This window comes from Brevibacillus sp. FSL K6-0770, from assembly GCF_038000275.1.
GTDB lineage: Bacteria > Bacillota > Bacilli > Brevibacillales > Brevibacillaceae > Brevibacillus > Brevibacillus parabrevis.
The window spans coordinates 4761655-4776288 of the sequence record NZ_JBBOBQ010000001.1 but is presented as its reverse complement, the minus strand read 5'-3'; the positions used below and the strand labels follow the sequence as shown (position 1 = coordinate 4776288).

Here is a 14634-nt window from a genome sequence, read left to right as displayed (position 1 = left end):
AAATCGACAAATCTACCATGAGAAACATGCCAACCAGACCCAGAAATGACGACATCATCAATTGGTTTTATATCGCTATTCTCGCCTTATTTCCTTCTCTAATCGAAGGCATTCGAACGAGCCTACACCGTGCGGGCGACTTTCATCGCACACGGCGTTCCATCAACAGATAGAAGAGAATTTTTACAACGGGCAACTTTAACATACGCCACGCCTTCAATGGTGTCTGCTAACGAAAGTTAACCCATTTGGTAGCGCTTCTAGAAATGAACCAAGTTAAATCAAGTATTACGTGTGAGAACTGGTTGTAGAAATAAGGAGATCGGTAGACAGATTTTGAACAGATTGGGGAGGGACGAGTAAGCATGACAATCGAACATATTGTGGTTCTAATGTTTAACACCCAAATCCCTAACCTTAGTTAGGCGAAAATCTTGATCCTTTTTGTTACTCTATCAACGCCCGTTGTAAAAAGTACATGTCTCATCCGCTGATGGCACGCCGTATGCGTTGAAAGACGCCTGTACGGTGTAGGCTCGTTATACAACCGAGAGATAGAGAAGGTTCAAGACGAGACTAGCAATCATGCGCCAAGAGTGAACACAAATGCTTTTATTGGCCAGCGTGAATACTTTCCTGCAAACATTCCTGGGATGTATATGGTGGTGGGAATTAACGAAAAGCCGGAAAAAAGCTGGCTTATTGATGATGATGGGGACAGCTTGACTTACACAGTTTCTTCTAGTAATTCCACTATTGTGGACGTAGCAATCGGTCAGGAGAGTTTTACTGATATTAATGGCCAACCGAATACAAGTACAAGGATTCTGGTTACAGCAAAGACGCCTGGTGTTGCAGTCATAACGCTTACCGCAAATGATGGGAAAGGGGGAAGCGGATCGGTATCGTTTGAGTTGGAAGTAATCAATCCAGTTTAAGTTAAGCCCCATCCAAAAGGTGGGGTTCTTTTTTGGCGGATTGCGGATGCATGAATAGAGTAAGCTCTTTCTGATAAACGCCTCATGAACCGCTAATCACCCAGCATTCGTTGTCAACAGCCATTGCAGAGCCGCTCTGTGCTGGCTGTTTTTTTGCTTTTTCGACGGTTGTATTGCCTGTGTGAGAGGTCCACTCTATTTTTACGCAAATTCTATGCATCCTCTTTGCACCGGGCTATAATTTTCACGATGGAAATTTTAGGAGGGAGCATCATGCCGCACAGCATATTGTTAATAGAAGACGATACCCAGATCGTAGAAATGTTGCGTAATTATTTGGTCAAAGAAGGCTACGACGTCTCGGAGGCGTTTAATGGTTTGGAGGGGATTTCTCTGTTTCGGCAAAAGGCTTTCGATATCGTCATTGTCGATGTGATGATGCCGAAACTGGACGGCATCGAGGTAATTAAGCTGATCCGCGAAAAAAGTTCGGTGCCGATTCTCATCATGTCGGCGAAGGACAGCGATGTCGACAAGGCGATCGGGCTTGGCTTCGGGGCTGACGATTATATCGCGAAGCCGTTTTCGCTCATTGAAGTGACAGCCCGAATCAAAGCGGCGATTCGTCGTGCCACGACGTATTCGACTGCCGGACAAATCGCCACCGAAGCAACAGAACAGGCGTCTGGAGCGGCCAGAGTGCTGACATTTGACGTGCTGCGCATTGATCTGGACAATTTTTCAGTGGCGAAAAACGATGTTGACCTGAAACTGACGGCCAAAGAATTTGAAATCTTGAAGCTGTTCACCACAAATCCGAATCGCGTGTTCACGAAAGCGCAGCTGTACGGTTTTATATGGAATGACGAATATTACGGCGACGAAAACGTCATTAACGTCCACATCCGAAGGTTGCGGGAAAAAATCGAAGACAACCCGTCCGAACCCAAGTATATCAAGACGCTGTGGGGCATCGGCTACAAGTGGGAAGGCAACTGACATGGTGATCGCGCTGGCTGTACTCGTTGTGATTTTGACTGTAGTGATTGCCATTCAATACCGTGCTTATCGAGCAAGAAGCTCCAACCTGGAGAAAATGCATAACAAATTAAACGAAATTATCGCGGGAGACACAAGCGAGAAGTTGCTCGTTTTTACGGACGATCGCGCCTTGATACCAGTCTTGATCGCAATCAATCATTTGTTGGAGCACAACCAGCACAGGACGGCGAATTTCTTGAAGATGGAGCAGTCGATGCGAAAAATGCTCTCGAACATTTCGCACGATTTGAAGACGCCGCTTACCGTTGTGCTTGGTTACATCGAAACGATCAATTTGGACCCGGATATGGACGCCGAAGAAAGAAAAGTTTTGTTGACCAAGGTGCACGCCAAGGCAAATGAGGTGCTGGAGCTGATCCGCCAGTTTTTTGATTTGGCCAGGCTGGAGTCGGGAGACAAGCCGATTTCCCTTTCCGGGATTCACATGAACGACGTTTGCGGAAAAAACATGCTGGCTTTTTACGACACCCTGACGGTCAAAGGCTTCGAAGTCGCTATCGACATTCCGGACAAGCCGCTGCTTGCATGGGGGAACGAGGAAGCGCTGGATCGTGTCCTGAACAATTTGATTGCCAATGCGATTCAGCATGGCGGGGAGGGAAGGGCCGTCGGACTAACATTGCGGGGCGACGACGAGTTCGTGTACGTGGACGTATGGGACCAGGGCAAAGGGATCGATGAGATGCATCAAGATCGGGTGTTCGAGCGCATGTACACGCTGGAAGACTCCCGCAACAAAGCGTATCAAGGCAGCGGTCTCGGACTGACGATTACGAAACGGCTTGTCGAAGCGCAGGGAGGAACGATTCGCATCCAGAGCAAGCCTTATGAAAAAACGATGTTTACCGTCAAGCTGAAACGAATCGCATTCACTGATTAAGGAATTTGTAAGAATCAGGTAAGGAATAAGCAAATTTCGATGCTTACAATAAAGCCTGTAAAGAACGAGGGAGGCATCGAACGATGACGCATATCGCGAGGACGAAGCAGTTGACCCGGGCTTATAAGGGCAAGGAAGTTGTTTCCAACGTCAATTTGAACATCAAGCAAGGCGAAATATACGGCATGCTCGGCCCAAATGGAGCAGGCAAAACAACCGTCATGAAAATGATCACCAACCTGGTGAAGCCGTCGGCGGGCGAAATCGAACTTTTCGGCGAAAGGCTGACCGATCATTCGTACCATTTGTTGGGACGGATGGGTACGATCATTGAAAACCCGATTTTTTACGAAAAACTGACGGCTCACGAAAACTTGGAGCTGCATGGTGAATACATGGGCTACCATAACAAAAAGTCGATCGACGAGGCGCTTGATCTGGTGAATTTGAACGGGATTGACAAGAAAGCGGTCAAGGAATTTTCGCTTGGGATGAAGCAACGACTTGGCATCGCGCGGGCGATCATGACGAAACCGGAGCTGCTTATCCTCGATGAGCCGATTAACGGCCTCGATCCGTTAGGCATCAAGGAGATTCGCGATCTGTTCAAAATGCTGTGCAAGCAGTACGGGATGACGCTTGTCATTTCAAGCCATATTCTTGGTGAAATCGAGCTGATCGCTGACACGATTGCAGTCATGAACGAGGGAAAGCTGCTGCAGGAGGTTTCGATGGAACAAGTCGCCAGGCAAACGGCAGAATATGTTGAAATTACAACGAATGAAAGCAGTAAGGCGGCTTACATACTTGAGAACCATTTGCATATTTCCAACGTGCGCATCACCGACGAAGGCCAAGTCCGCATTTACGATAGCCGCATTCCACAAAGTGAGCTGATGAAGGTTTTGGTGCTGCACGATGTCGCGATCGAAGCGGTTCATAAGAAAAAAGGGTCACTTGAGGACTATTTCCTCTCTATCCTGGGTGGGGGTGGGGTAGTTGCTTAAACTGATGAAGCTCGAAATGCGCAAACTTCGCCTATGGTCTTATATACGGGGGGCGATCATTGCCAACGTCGTGATTCTGGGTTTTATTTGCTTGATCAGTCTTGACGCGGAAATGAAACAAGATATGTCTTTTAAAAGTTATGACATGGCGTTTTCCGTCATAGATACGTTTATTCGGGGAACGTTTATCGTTTTCGCGGCAGTGCTCATTTCACGGCTTGTCATTGACGAGTTCCGCAACAAATCGATCATGGTGCTATTCATGTACCCGATCAATCGCAAAAAGCTTATCGCCGCCAAGCTGCTTGTCGTCGTGCTGTTTACGCTGATTGCCGATATTGCGACAAACCTGTTTGTTGGCGCTGGATTTTATGTATTTAATTTGTTTATGCCCGTTGTTTCAGAGCCGCTCACGTTGCCTGTCGCAGCCAAAGGACTGCTGACGGTCGTCATGAGTGCGCTGGCGACCAGCTTTTTAAGCCTGATTCCGCTTTACTTCGGCATGCGCAAGAAATCAGGCGCGGCCACCATCGTGTCATCGATTTTCGTGGTGACGCTCGTTTGCCAGAACGTCAACGGCTTCACTTTATACTCCATCATAGCGGTGCCGATTGGCCTTGCACTACTCGGAGCGGCGGTCGCGTTTATGTCGATTCGCAATATCGAGCGTGTCGATGTGCTACAGTAGCGGACGGGAGGAGCAGATCGACGATGAAGCAAGTAGTAAAATGGACATTTTTGCTTTGTGTCGTTTCGTTGACCTTGCACGGGCTGCTGTACTGGGGAACGGGGGAACGGAAAGTGCTCATCAACACGTATGGCGCTGCCGGATTAGGCATCTTGTCCGCGTTCGGGTTATTGTTTTTGAGGAATAAGGGGTAAGAGCTAAAAGCATCGGTATCGGGATAAAAATGAAGCAAAGGCTGTCTGATAGGGGGGCATTTGAGCCTCAGGACAGCCTTTGCTTTTAGTAAGAGTGAAGGCAGGCAGCGCACAGGTTTGCAAACGGGTGCCGTCGGCGAGCGCATTGCGATGCAAGAAATGAACTACGCTTTTGCAAATAAATTATGTCGATCAAAAATTTTTATCTTCAATACAATGCAAAGGAACGCGAGGGTGAGAAAAAGCACCCCACTCCAGACAATATGATGTGTGCCCAGCTCAGATAGGAACCAGCCGCCTGACGCGCTGCCTATCGCGACACCCAGGTTGCCGAAAGATACAAACAAGCTATTGCCAAACTCGGGAGCTTTCGTTGCCTCAGAAGTAAGCCATGTTTGACTTATAATCAGTCCGCTGGCAAAAACCGCTCCCCACAAAATGATCAACATAATGGTTGGAATCGTGTACGTTCCCGCAAAAAATAGTAGCAAATAAATCATCGCTAGTATGATGGGATAAAAAAATGTTGTTTTCGTAACACTCTTGCTTAAAAGCTTGCCAGCTTGCAGATTGCCTAGGACTGCGCTAATACCAAACACGATCAGCATGGCGCTGATCACTTTGCGATCCATGGTTGTCACTTGGGCAAGATATTCGGCGAAGTAGCTGTATACGGCAAACAAAGCGGCAAGGATGAAACAAGCAGTCGCAATATTAAACCATAACGGAGGTTTTCGCAGCACTCCCAGTTGGGCGCGGAACGATAATTTTTCCGTTGCGGGCATGGATGGAACCCAACAAAAAATACATCCGGCAGCCAGGGCATTTAGACTGGCGGAAAACAGAAAAGAGACTTCAAGAGAAAACTGTTCAGCAATAAATGAGATGACGGGAATACCTAATACCATTCCTGCGCTTACTCCCGCAAACACTTTGGCTACAGCTTGGGCGCTCTGCTCTTTTGGCACTGAACTGGCAGCCGCCGCAAATGCTACAGAGAAGTAAACAGGATGGAGAAAGGCAGGCGCGATCCGGAACAGCAATAACGCCACATAATTCGGGGCAAAGGCACATATCAGATTGGAAATGGCAAAAACGACGAGAACCATAGCCATGATGTTTTTACGGTCTAATCCAGAAAAGAATAACGTCATGACCGGGCCAAAGATGGCGATGATTAAGGCGAAAGAGCTTACGAGCAGTCCTGCTTGCGAAGCGCTGATTTGATAGTGCTCGGAAATTTGCGGTAAAATACCGACTACGCCAAGCTCGGTGTTTATGATTCCGAATATTCCGAAAGCAATTAAGAAAGCAAGGTACGGCTTGTTCATACAAGCGACCTCCTTTCCCTGTATAAATAAATGTGAAGCAAGTTACCGCGTTGACTCATGGTTTTTTTCCATCTCCTTGTAAATTACGATCTTTTTTGCGAGCAATTGTAAATGATTTTGCAGCTCCATGATATGCTGCTCCACAGCTGCATAGTGCTCCTCCAAAATGATTCTCCTTTTCGTTAGTGTCGAATCCCCTTGGCGCTTTAGCTCGGCAATTTCGAGCATTGCGCTGATCGGCATGCCAGTAGCTTTCAGTCGAGTCAAAAAATCAATCCAAGCAATGTCGTCTGTTGTGTAGCAACGGTAGCCATTTTTATTACGGTGGATGGAACTTAGAAGACCGATGTTTTCGTAATAGCGAAGCGTGTGTACACTAAGACCAGTGGCATTTGCAACTTGACGAATAGTTAGCAGCTTTTCCATATACAAAGTATATTCTTTCGAGTTCACTCGAAAGCAAGCCGTTTTTTTTAAGCTGGTCCTGTTTTGGCATAAGATAAGTTTGATAAACATTCAAAAGGCTTATTCCCACTTGAACATAAAGAGGAATAAGCCTTTTGTTATGTTATATGCTATGCCATAGTTAGCTCCTGATACCGTTCAGCCTTCTTTATTTAGAAGAAAATACTTTCATGATTTTCATTACCGTATTCCCGATCAACATCAAGAGCATTAAGAGTAGCATTCCTCCTCCTAATACGGTGCATACTATTCCCCATCCCCAACTATTGTCCATGATCAAACCGATTCCGAATAATAGGATTAGTAGAGCAAATGCGACTGTGATTGCTGAAGAAATAAAATCCCGCACACTTTTTGCGCCGAATAGTAACACGGCGGCAATAAGGACCAGAAGCGCAATAATCACAGAAATCCCTCACTTTAAAATAAAAATAGATCAATACAAGATAATAGTATATTTTCCTGTCCTGGAAGTCTACGGAATACTCTGTTTAATTTGATACTTTTCTTCTGAAAAATACTACTATTTTCTTATTTTAACGTGATATAATACACTTGTCCGTTGTAAAAATAGATCGAAAGGACTATTTCCTATCCGGTGATGACACGCCGTGTGCGATGAAAGTCGCCCGCACGGTGTAGGCTCGTTATACTCCCGCAGATAGAGAGGGAAAAGACGAGAATAGCGTGCCACCAGTTATACCGCCAGTGATCCCACCAATAACTCCTCCGATGCCAGGAATTGTGCATCCATTAACCTCAACTGCGATAATCGATAATCCGATTGGAGATGATTCGGTTATAAGAACGGTAACTGTCACTGCAAGAGATAACTACTCTACTCCAATAGTGGGATACCAGTTCAAGATCGACATTACAATTACGGCTAACGATCCTGCGCATGATGAATCTTACTGGATAAAAGGTGTGGCTAGAACTACCACAATAAGCGATGTCCAACTTGATGCAACAAATGCTCAAGGGCAAACAACATTTGATATTGGCATCATGACTGCCGGACCAAGTTTCGACTCTGGTGATGGTCTGTCCGTTCAAGTCAAAACCGTTGATGGACAAGCAATAGGCTCTCCGTTTACGTTTATCAAACCGTAATAAGACTTCCTTTTTCAAGATTTTGAGGAGCTGCGAAAGTGGCTCCTCTTTCTTTTTTTCAAGTGCGAACAATTGGGCATGAACAAAGTGTTAATTTCGGATACTACCAGGCAAAACGAAAACACCCCTCGGTAACCCGAGGGACGTTGATGGAATAGCGTTTAAGATAGCTTTTTAATGACCAATTCGGCTCCTTTTACTGGTGCTGCATTCCATCACAATCGTAGAAGAGGAAGTATGTGATTTGTAAATCAACGTTGTTAACTTCCCAAAATACTTCAAGCTGTCCGACGCCTTCTTGAAGTGCGCAGCTTTTTACTGCATATTTTGGCTCGATCATTCACCATCTCCCCAATCTGTCTTACCTCTCCCGATACTCCCACTTGTCAAAACGGCTCATGTGCACGGAGTCCAAACCGCCGACAAAAAATGACTTGCCGTCAGCTGCCCACCCTAAAAACTGGATATTGTCGCTTGAGTTCATGTAAAAGCTATTATCGAATGGATACACAAACGATTTGGTTGTTGTTTTGATCACAAGCTGGGCATAGAAATCTTGACCGTTCGAGGGGTGCCAGTATTTGTCCGCGACATAGTTATGGCCAGTCGGCGACCAGTAGATTCTCGTCAATTGACGCTCCAAATCGTTTGGGTCCGCAGTGTAATTATCTTGGGTCGATACACTCTTTCCGGTTTGCAGGTCGGTGATGAAACCGTGAAGTTCCTTGAAGTCAAACCGCAGCTTCATATCGTTGGAATACGAGGGGAAGTTTTTAAAAGAATACGTGTACTTGAGTCCGGTTGGCAAATCGAGTTCTTTTATCGCTCCGTTTGCCTTGTACAGCACTTTTTTGGATGTCGGCACCCAATAAAACAAGTCTGGCACCATGTAGCTTTTGAGTTGGTCGTCACTGAGCGAAAATTGGTCATTTACCTTCATTTTCAGTGAGTTCATGTCTTGCAAGTACAGCTTGTAGCGTTTGGTGGCATCTGGCTCTTTGAGATTGGCTTGCACAAAGACGAGGTAATGGCCGTCTGGTGCCATCGCATAATCGAGGATTGGCGTGTCGGCCGTGCCGTTGGCAAGCAACGTTTTTTGCTTGGTGAGCGGGTTGTAGCGGTACAAGCTGGCTTGCTCGACCATTAACAGCTCATCTTTGCCAGAAGCCCATTTGGCGAAGCCGTTCAACTGGCTGAACTGCTTGGTTTTGGTGTCGTACAAATAAGGAATGGTCGGTGCGTTGTTTGTGAATCCTTGCTTTTCGGCGTACACAAAACGTCCGCTCGGCGACATGCTCGCGCGGTGTACGGCAGGCAATTGAGCGACGAGCGTCTGCTTTTTGCCATCCAGACCGATCCGATATATTTTGCTTGGCGGGTCTGTTGGAGTGGCTGTTGCCGATGCAGTTGCTGCGCTTGCTGTCGGCAATGCCAGGGACGGAAACAGTGAGACAGCAAGAAACAATGTTGTTAGAGCAATCATACGGGTTATTTTCATCGAATCATCCTTTCTGCAATAAGAAGACGCCCGAAAGGTTGAAAAGTTACAAAAAAAGAAAGAAATGGTATGCCAGCATGCGGGAAGAGGTGCGAAATGAAGGGCAGTTTCCGCCATTGGCTTAGCCGTAAGAAGAGTACATCGGGTCACAGGAAATCCAAATAGATAAAAAGTTTTCGCGACAAAACATCTCGACTTGCTATCTTTTTTATCTTTTCAAGATTTTGCAATAATTCATATTAAAACAATCGGATAAATGTGTTAAGATTTGCAATAGGATGTGAAAGATAGGAAAGGGAGTGGGATCATGCCAGTTGAAACATTCAAAGCAACCGCGCATCTTCAGGAGGGAATGGTCGTCAAGGCGCATTCCAGAAACTTCGAGGTAACGGTCGACGAGCCGAGAAGCCTTGGCGGAACGGATACAGCGATGAATCCTGTCGAATTGGTGCTGTCCGCCCTTGGCGCGTGCCAATCGATTGTAGCGCGTGCGTATGCGAAAAAGTTTGGTGTGCAGCTCGACGACTTTTGGGTGGAGGTAGAAGGCGACCTCGATACAGATGGCTTCATGAACAAATCCGATGTGCGTCGCGGTTACTCCGAGATTCGCTATACCTTTCATATCAAGACGGACGCATCCCGAGAGCAAGTGGAAGCATTCATTCAGTTTTTGGAGAAGACATGCCCTGTCGGCGACACGATTGCCAATCCGGTCACGCTCAAGCTAAACGGAATTGTCATCGGGAATGCTGCAAGCAAGCTGGGCTAATTTTTGCTGATGAGCAAAAGAAAAGAGGCGGGAGATTCTCTGCCTCTTTTTCTGTGTGAAGCGTGCCCGGAAAGCGGTATGTGGGAAAACCTCACGTACGGTTTGATGAGAGGGAGCTGAGAGAAGTAGGGCAACACGAAGGCCGCCCGAAAAATTCAGTTTTCAACTCTACAAAACGACATGATGTGTGCGTGGGGAGCTGCGCGTATAGCGGCGAGAGCGCAGCAAAAATGACAAAAAGAGGCGAAAAGCTTCGCCTCTTTCTGCGGGAATCGTCCAACGCTGCCTGCCTTACCCCAGCGGTGCGTTTTCAGAATGCGTTGCCGCTTGCTTCTTTTTCGACCAGATCAAAACAGGGATCAGCAACAGGGAAAGGAAGCCGCCAGCGAGCGACAGCGTGGCGTAGCTGGCACCGGAGACGACCATGCCGGACAAAGCTCCGCCAGATGCTCCGGCAAGGGCGATCAGGACGTCGACCGTCCCTTGGGTTTTCGCTCGTGTAGCGAGCGGAGTCGCGTCGACGATCAGGGCTGTACCGCTGATCAGGCCAAAATTCCAGCCGAGTCCGAGCAGGGCCAGAGCGAGGACGAGCAGCAGCATGGAATCAGCAGGGGCCAAAGCAGCGAGCACTCCTGCCGCGAGCAGCGTGATGCCAGCAGCAAGCGCCATGGCAGAGCGTCCGATTTTGTCCACGAGTATGCCAGTCATAAGCGAAGGCAAGTACATGGCGCCAATATGCACGCTGATGACGAGACCGACTTCGCTCAAGCCATGGCCGTGATGTTTCATATGGATGGGAGTCATCGTCATGATCGCAACCATGACGATTTGGGTCAAAATCATGATCGTTGCACCGACGATGATGCCGCGGCTGTTGGCGACAGACTGGCTATCCGCCAGATGTTCGGGATGTTTCTCTTCGCGGGCCTGGGCATCGGCAATCGCTTGGGCAACCAGCAGCGGGTCTGGGCGAAGCAGGAACAAAAAGACCAGTCCGGCGCAAAGAAAAGCCGCAGCCCCTAAAATAAAGGGACCAGCCAGCGGCGGCACGCCGATGGAAGTGGCAAAACGGCCCATCGTTTCCACCAGATTCGGGCCAGCCACTGCGCCAAAGGTGGTAGAAACGAGTGCGGTACTGACAGCGGTCGCGCGCTGCTGCGGCTGGGCCAGATCGGTTCCGGCATAGCGGGCTTGCAGGTTGGTGGCTGTCCCGGCGCCGTAAACGAGCAGCGAGGCAAACAGCAGGACGATATTTTGCGTCGTGGCAGCGAGGATCACCCCGATGGCGCCGATTCCGCCCGCGAGGAAGCCGGCTGCCAGACCGAAGCGGCGACCATGGCGTTGCGAAATTTTGCCGACCAACAGAGCGGCCAGCGCGGAGCCAAGCGTAAGCAAGGCAGCGGGAATGCCAGCGAGACTTTCGGTTCCCAGCATGTCTTGGGCGAGCAGGGCACCGACCGTGACGCCAGCGGCGAGTCCGGCGCCGCCAAAAATTTGCGAGATGACGACGATCAAGAGTGTCCGCTTGTAAAGCCGTTGTCGCTCATGGGGTGAATCGATAAAACATCGAAAATGGGCCTGTTGATTTTGCAAAGGCTGCAAATTATGATTAGAATGACGCACCATGGCTTTCTCTCCTTCTATTGTAGCTGTTTGTATGTAGCAAAATGGTTTCATGGGAAACGGAACTGGATGAATCTTATCTCCAATTTCTAGAAAAGTCAAACCAGTTTGACAAACAGAAGGGAGTATCTCTATGTCCGATTGGTGGGGACGCCCAAAAATCGAAATCGCCAAGTCGAAAAGCGAATGGATATGGGACATTCTGGGGGCCTTCTTTTATATCGGTGGAATCGTCTTTTTGCTGTTCGTTTGGGGGGAACTGCCGGACAAGGTTCCAGCCCATTTTGACGCGGTGGGAGAAGTGGATCGCTGGGGGTCCAAGTGGGAGCTGCTCATCTTGCCCGGGATCGGGGCATTCATCTTTGGCTTGATGCAGCTTTTGGAAAAGCATCCGGAAGTGTACAACTACCCGAAGCGATTCAATGAGTCCAACGCGGAGCAATTTTATTTGCAGAGTCGAAAAATAGTGAATCAGTTAAAAAATATGTGTCTGATCGTGTTTTCTGCGATTTTGCTGGAATCGGTTTCGATCGCCATGGGGTGGGGAGGCGGATTCGGCAAATGGTTTTTGCCTGTCGTGGCAGCCGGGATCGTCATTCAACTCGTTTACGGCTTCAGCAACTTGAACAAAATTCGCTGAGATCGCAAAAAAGCCCAAAGCATCCACTCCTTTGAGCAAAAGGAGCGCGCTTCGGGCTTTTTTGTGCTGCTTTACAATCCTTTGGAGCGTGGCTTGACGGGCAAAATAGCGCTTTCCATTTTTTCATAGAAGGAAAGCAAGCTATGTACAAAAGCGAAGCGCGGCAACAGCAGGAAGACGGTCAATGCCGAGCCGATGCTGATCAGAGCGCCTACGAGGACGTCGGCCGGATAGTGTACGCCTACCCAAATGCGGGACAAACCTACGCACACAGCGAGCAGCATCCAGAGAATGCCCGTTTTTCTTTGGAACAGCCAAAAGCTGACACAGAAAGAGAAAAACAAGATCGTATGGTCGCTCGGAAACGAATTGTCTACGGCTTTTTGCACCAGCTGATTCACATTGGCAAGCTCGGCGAATGGCTGGTTGTTAGTATGCAGAGTCCCAGCCAGTTTTCCGAGCACCTCCGCCATGACAAACGTGGCTGTCGCACAGATTACCATCATGCGATTTTGCGAGTCTCGCGTGAACCAGTAGAGCAGGGCGCACAGAGCCAGCGCGTAGACCGTATATTCCGCGATGGCGTAAAACGCCGGATTCAGTTCTGGATACTGCTTTCCCAGGTCGTTGATCGCCCGGAAGCACTGCACATTGAGTTCCATCAAATTCAAAAATAGCCAGCCCCTTTCTTTGACAATAGGAAAATACTAACCAACGGGCAGCAGAGAAGAAATCGATTTAGATTACATAAAATTACAATGGTGTAAGGTTGGCTCTCGACACGGAACGAGAAAAGCGAACAGCGGGTGTCGAAAAAGAAATTTTGAAATTTTATTTTATGATTAAGAAGATATCTTGATATTTTGTTTCAAGAGTCTATAATACAGGTATGTAACAAATTGCCAGTAAATTCTCGCAATAGAGGCGCTGCAAGCAGAAGGCGAAGGGGGAGTTTTTGGTTGACGCTCATTAGCCACGGTACAGCGGGACGAATCGAACGGCTGGCAAAGCAATCATTTTTCTTTTGCTAGAGAGAAGGACATTTTTTGAAAAGGGGAGGCTTTCCATGAAAAAAAGCAAGTTTTTATCCGTAGTAGGGATCGCCAGTCTGGCAGCGGCATTGCTCGTGGGAGGATGTAGCCAATCGTCGACGCAGCAGGGAGACAAGGTGGAGCTGTACATGGGGTATACTTCTGACCCGCCGACGAAGAAAAAGATGGAAGAAATTATTGCAAAATTCGAACAGTCTCACCCGCATATCAAAATCAAGACAGTGACAGCGCCCTACGAAGACTTTTACCAGAAGCTGACGACGCAAATCGCCGCAGGAAATGCGCCTGACATCTGGCAAAGCGACGGGACGAAAGTATTCGGCTTTGCCCAGCGCGGAGCGATTCGCGATATTACCGATTACGTCACGAAGGAAGTCAACAAAGACGAAGTGCTTGGCGTGGAGTTCAACAAAGACGCTTCCGGCAAATATTGGGGCGTGCCGCAGGGCATCCAGGTCGGGGCGCTTTTCTACAACAAAGATTTGTTCGACAAGGCTGGAGTCGCTTATCCGACGGCTGACTGGACCTGGGATGATTTGAAGGCGGCTGCCGCCAAGCTGACGCTTGATGCGAGCGGGAAAAATGCGGACGACCCTGCTTTTGACAAAAACGCGGTGAAGCAGTACGGATTTACGTTCTTCGGAAGCTCGCGCGGTGCGTTCAACATTATGAAAGCGTACGGCGGCGGCGTTCTCGATCCGACGATGACGCAATCGATCATCGACTCGCCGGAAAACAAAAAAGCGGTGGAGTGGATGGCGGACGGCATGAAGCGCAAGCTGTTCCCCAACCCGGCAGAGCTGAAAGCGTTCCAAAGCAATTTCAAGGTGTTTTTGAGCGGGGCCACGGCGATGCAGATCGACATTTACGCGGCGACGACCTCGATGAACGGAGCAGGCTTGAACTACGATGTCGCGCCGATGCCTAAAGGCCCGGACGGCAAACGTTTTGCGCCTGTCATCGCCAACTCGTGGGTCATCAACAAAAAAGCCGAGGAGCAAAAAGTCAAAGCAGCCCAGGAATGGATCACGTATTGGACGACATCGGACGAGGCGCAAAAAGAATGGGCAGAGGTGGGCGAAGCGATCCCGGTGAAAAAATCGGTCGCCAACTCCGAGATGTTCCTGAATCCGAGCATCAAGCCCGACAACAAAAAAGTGTTCCTGAATAGCCTGGACTTCGCCGGAACGATCGATACGAATGCCGTCTTTGCCGAATGGCTGAAAGTCGTCACAGACAACTTGGCCGAGCTGTTCATGGACAAGATGAGTGTGGACGATTACATCTCGAAAACCGATCAAGGGGTACAAAAAGTTTTGGATGACTTCTTCAAGAAGCAATAGCAAACCATCAGGGGAGGAAGTGTAGCGAGCG

Annotated in this window: 17 protein-coding genes; 10 read left to right on the top strand and 7 right to left on the bottom strand. The window is 48.4% G+C overall.

Going from position 1 to position 14634, the window contains the following annotated elements:
* The first annotated feature begins 665 nt into the window (after positions 1-665).
* From NST23_RS22640 to NST23_RS22615, 6 genes are all read left to right on the top strand, one after another.
* Complete coding sequence (locus NST23_RS22640) at positions 666-938, top strand: hypothetical protein (RefSeq protein ID WP_141254198.1); 273 nt, start codon at positions 666-668, stop codon at positions 936-938.
* Between the two features lie 273 nt (positions 939-1211).
* Complete coding sequence (locus NST23_RS22635; protein ID WP_122964563.1) at positions 1212-1937, top strand: response regulator transcription factor; 726 nt, start codon at positions 1212-1214, stop codon at positions 1935-1937.
* A 1-nt stretch (position 1938) separates the two neighbouring features.
* A complete protein-coding gene (locus NST23_RS22630; RefSeq protein ID WP_173600145.1) occupies positions 1939-2880 on the top strand; it encodes a sensor histidine kinase in 942 nt (313 codons plus the stop codon).
* Positions 2881-2963: 83 nt separating this feature from the next.
* Positions 2964-3887 carry an ATP-binding cassette domain-containing protein gene (locus tag NST23_RS22625; RefSeq protein WP_122964565.1) on the top strand — a complete coding sequence of 308 codons (924 nt, stop codon included), beginning with the start codon at positions 2964-2966 and terminating at the stop codon, positions 3885-3887.
* On the top strand, positions 3880-4575 hold the full coding sequence (locus NST23_RS22620; protein ID WP_229049742.1) for an ABC transporter permease: 696 nt from the start codon (positions 3880-3882) through the stop codon (positions 4573-4575). Before NST23_RS22625 ends, NST23_RS22620 begins: the two co-directional genes overlap by 8 nt.
* 23 nt (positions 4576-4598) lie before the next feature.
* The gene (locus NST23_RS22615; protein WP_173600144.1) at positions 4599-4769 is read left to right on the top strand and encodes a hypothetical protein; all 171 of its coding nucleotides are present in this window, start codon (positions 4599-4601) and stop codon (positions 4767-4769) included.
* Positions 4770-4933: 164 nt separating this feature from the next.
* Here NST23_RS22615 and NST23_RS22610 read toward each other — a convergent pair whose 3' ends face one another.
* The 3 genes from NST23_RS22610 to NST23_RS22600 form a co-directional block, all read right to left on the bottom strand.
* The gene (locus tag NST23_RS22610) at positions 4934-6100 is read right to left on the bottom strand and encodes an MFS transporter (protein WP_340964622.1); all 1167 of its coding nucleotides are present in this window, start codon (positions 6098-6100) and stop codon (positions 4934-4936) included.
* A gap of 42 nt (positions 6101-6142) precedes the next feature.
* Positions 6143-6526: a MerR family transcriptional regulator gene (locus NST23_RS22605; RefSeq protein WP_280648552.1), complete on the bottom strand. Its 384-nt coding sequence runs from the start codon at positions 6524-6526 to the stop codon at positions 6143-6145.
* A gap of 187 nt (positions 6527-6713) precedes the next feature.
* The gene (locus NST23_RS22600; protein ID WP_063227427.1) at positions 6714-6971 is read right to left on the bottom strand and encodes a hypothetical protein; all 258 of its coding nucleotides are present in this window, start codon (positions 6969-6971) and stop codon (positions 6714-6716) included.
* Positions 6972-7252: 281 nt separating this feature from the next.
* Between NST23_RS22600 and NST23_RS22595 the strand changes: the two genes are divergently transcribed.
* Entirely contained in the window at positions 7253-7678 is a 426-nt protein-coding gene (locus NST23_RS22595) for a hypothetical protein (RefSeq protein ID WP_173597523.1), read from the top strand.
* 196 nt (positions 7679-7874) lie between these two features.
* On the opposite strand, the gene NST23_RS22590 is transcribed toward NST23_RS22595, so the two are convergent.
* Positions 7875-8018, bottom strand: a complete 144-nt coding sequence (locus tag NST23_RS22590; protein WP_242774509.1) for a hypothetical protein — start codon at positions 8016-8018, stop codon at positions 7875-7877.
* Positions 8019-8039: 21 nt separating this feature from the next.
* Positions 8040-9176, bottom strand: coding sequence for a TolB family protein (locus tag NST23_RS22585; RefSeq protein ID WP_340964620.1), 1137 nt, complete (start codon positions 9174-9176; stop codon positions 8040-8042).
* A gap of 307 nt (positions 9177-9483) precedes the next feature.
* Here NST23_RS22585 and NST23_RS22580 point away from each other — a divergent pair, with 307 nt between their 5' ends.
* Positions 9484-9945: an OsmC family protein gene (locus NST23_RS22580; RefSeq protein WP_122964581.1), complete on the top strand. Its 462-nt coding sequence runs from the start codon at positions 9484-9486 to the stop codon at positions 9943-9945.
* A gap of 291 nt (positions 9946-10236) precedes the next feature.
* On the opposite strand, the gene NST23_RS22575 is transcribed toward NST23_RS22580, so the two are convergent.
* Complete coding sequence (locus NST23_RS22575) at positions 10237-11571, bottom strand: MFS transporter (protein WP_340964617.1); 1335 nt, start codon at positions 11569-11571, stop codon at positions 10237-10239.
* 130 nt (positions 11572-11701) lie between these two features.
* On the opposite strand from NST23_RS22575, the gene NST23_RS22570 reads away from it, so the two are divergent.
* Complete coding sequence (locus tag NST23_RS22570; RefSeq protein ID WP_122964583.1) at positions 11702-12208, top strand: DUF1648 domain-containing protein; 507 nt, start codon at positions 11702-11704, stop codon at positions 12206-12208.
* A gap of 71 nt (positions 12209-12279) precedes the next feature.
* Here the strand turns inward: NST23_RS22570 and NST23_RS22565 are convergent, their stop codons facing one another.
* Positions 12280-12879, bottom strand: coding sequence for an undecaprenyl-diphosphatase (locus NST23_RS22565; RefSeq protein WP_122964584.1), 600 nt, complete (start codon positions 12877-12879; stop codon positions 12280-12282).
* A gap of 395 nt (positions 12880-13274) precedes the next feature.
* Here NST23_RS22565 and NST23_RS22560 point away from each other — a divergent pair, with 395 nt between their 5' ends.
* Positions 13275-14603 carry an ABC transporter substrate-binding protein gene (locus tag NST23_RS22560; RefSeq protein WP_281869468.1) on the top strand — a complete coding sequence of 443 codons (1329 nt, stop codon included), beginning with the start codon at positions 13275-13277 and terminating at the stop codon, positions 14601-14603.
* Positions 14604-14634 lie beyond the last annotated feature (31 nt).

Excerpts from the sequence above, each read along its gene's own strand:
- NST23_RS22615 (WP_173600144.1), top strand. The coding sequence starts at position 4,599 with ATGAAGCAAGTAGTAAAATGGACATTTTTGCTTTGTGTCGTTTCGTTG.
- NST23_RS22570 (WP_122964583.1), top strand. The coding sequence starts at position 11,702 with ATGTCCGATTGGTGGGGACGCCCAAAAATCGAAATCGCCAAGTCGAAA.
- NST23_RS22560 (WP_281869468.1), top strand. The coding sequence starts at position 13,275 with ATGAAAAAAAGCAAGTTTTTATCCGTAGTAGGGATCGCCAGTCTGGCA.
- NST23_RS22580 (WP_122964581.1), top strand. The coding sequence starts at position 9,484 with ATGCCAGTTGAAACATTCAAAGCAACCGCGCATCTTCAGGAGGGAATG.
- NST23_RS22590 (WP_242774509.1), bottom strand. The coding sequence starts at position 8,018 with ATGATCGAGCCAAAATATGCAGTAAAAAGCTGCGCACTTCAAGAAGGC.
- NST23_RS22575 (WP_340964617.1), bottom strand. The coding sequence starts at position 11,571 with ATGGTGCGTCATTCTAATCATAATTTGCAGCCTTTGCAAAATCAACAG.
- NST23_RS22625 (WP_122964565.1), top strand. The coding sequence starts at position 2,964 with ATGACGCATATCGCGAGGACGAAGCAGTTGACCCGGGCTTATAAGGGC.
- NST23_RS22585 (WP_340964620.1), bottom strand. The coding sequence starts at position 9,176 with ATGAAAATAACCCGTATGATTGCTCTAACAACATTGTTTCTTGCTGTC.
- NST23_RS22630 (WP_173600145.1), top strand. The coding sequence starts at position 1,939 with ATGGTGATCGCGCTGGCTGTACTCGTTGTGATTTTGACTGTAGTGATT.
- NST23_RS22610 (WP_340964622.1), bottom strand. The coding sequence starts at position 6,100 with ATGAACAAGCCGTACCTTGCTTTCTTAATTGCTTTCGGAATATTCGGA.
- NST23_RS22605 (WP_280648552.1), bottom strand. The coding sequence starts at position 6,526 with ATGGAAAAGCTGCTAACTATTCGTCAAGTTGCAAATGCCACTGGTCTT.
- NST23_RS22635 (WP_122964563.1), top strand. The coding sequence starts at position 1,212 with ATGCCGCACAGCATATTGTTAATAGAAGACGATACCCAGATCGTAGAA.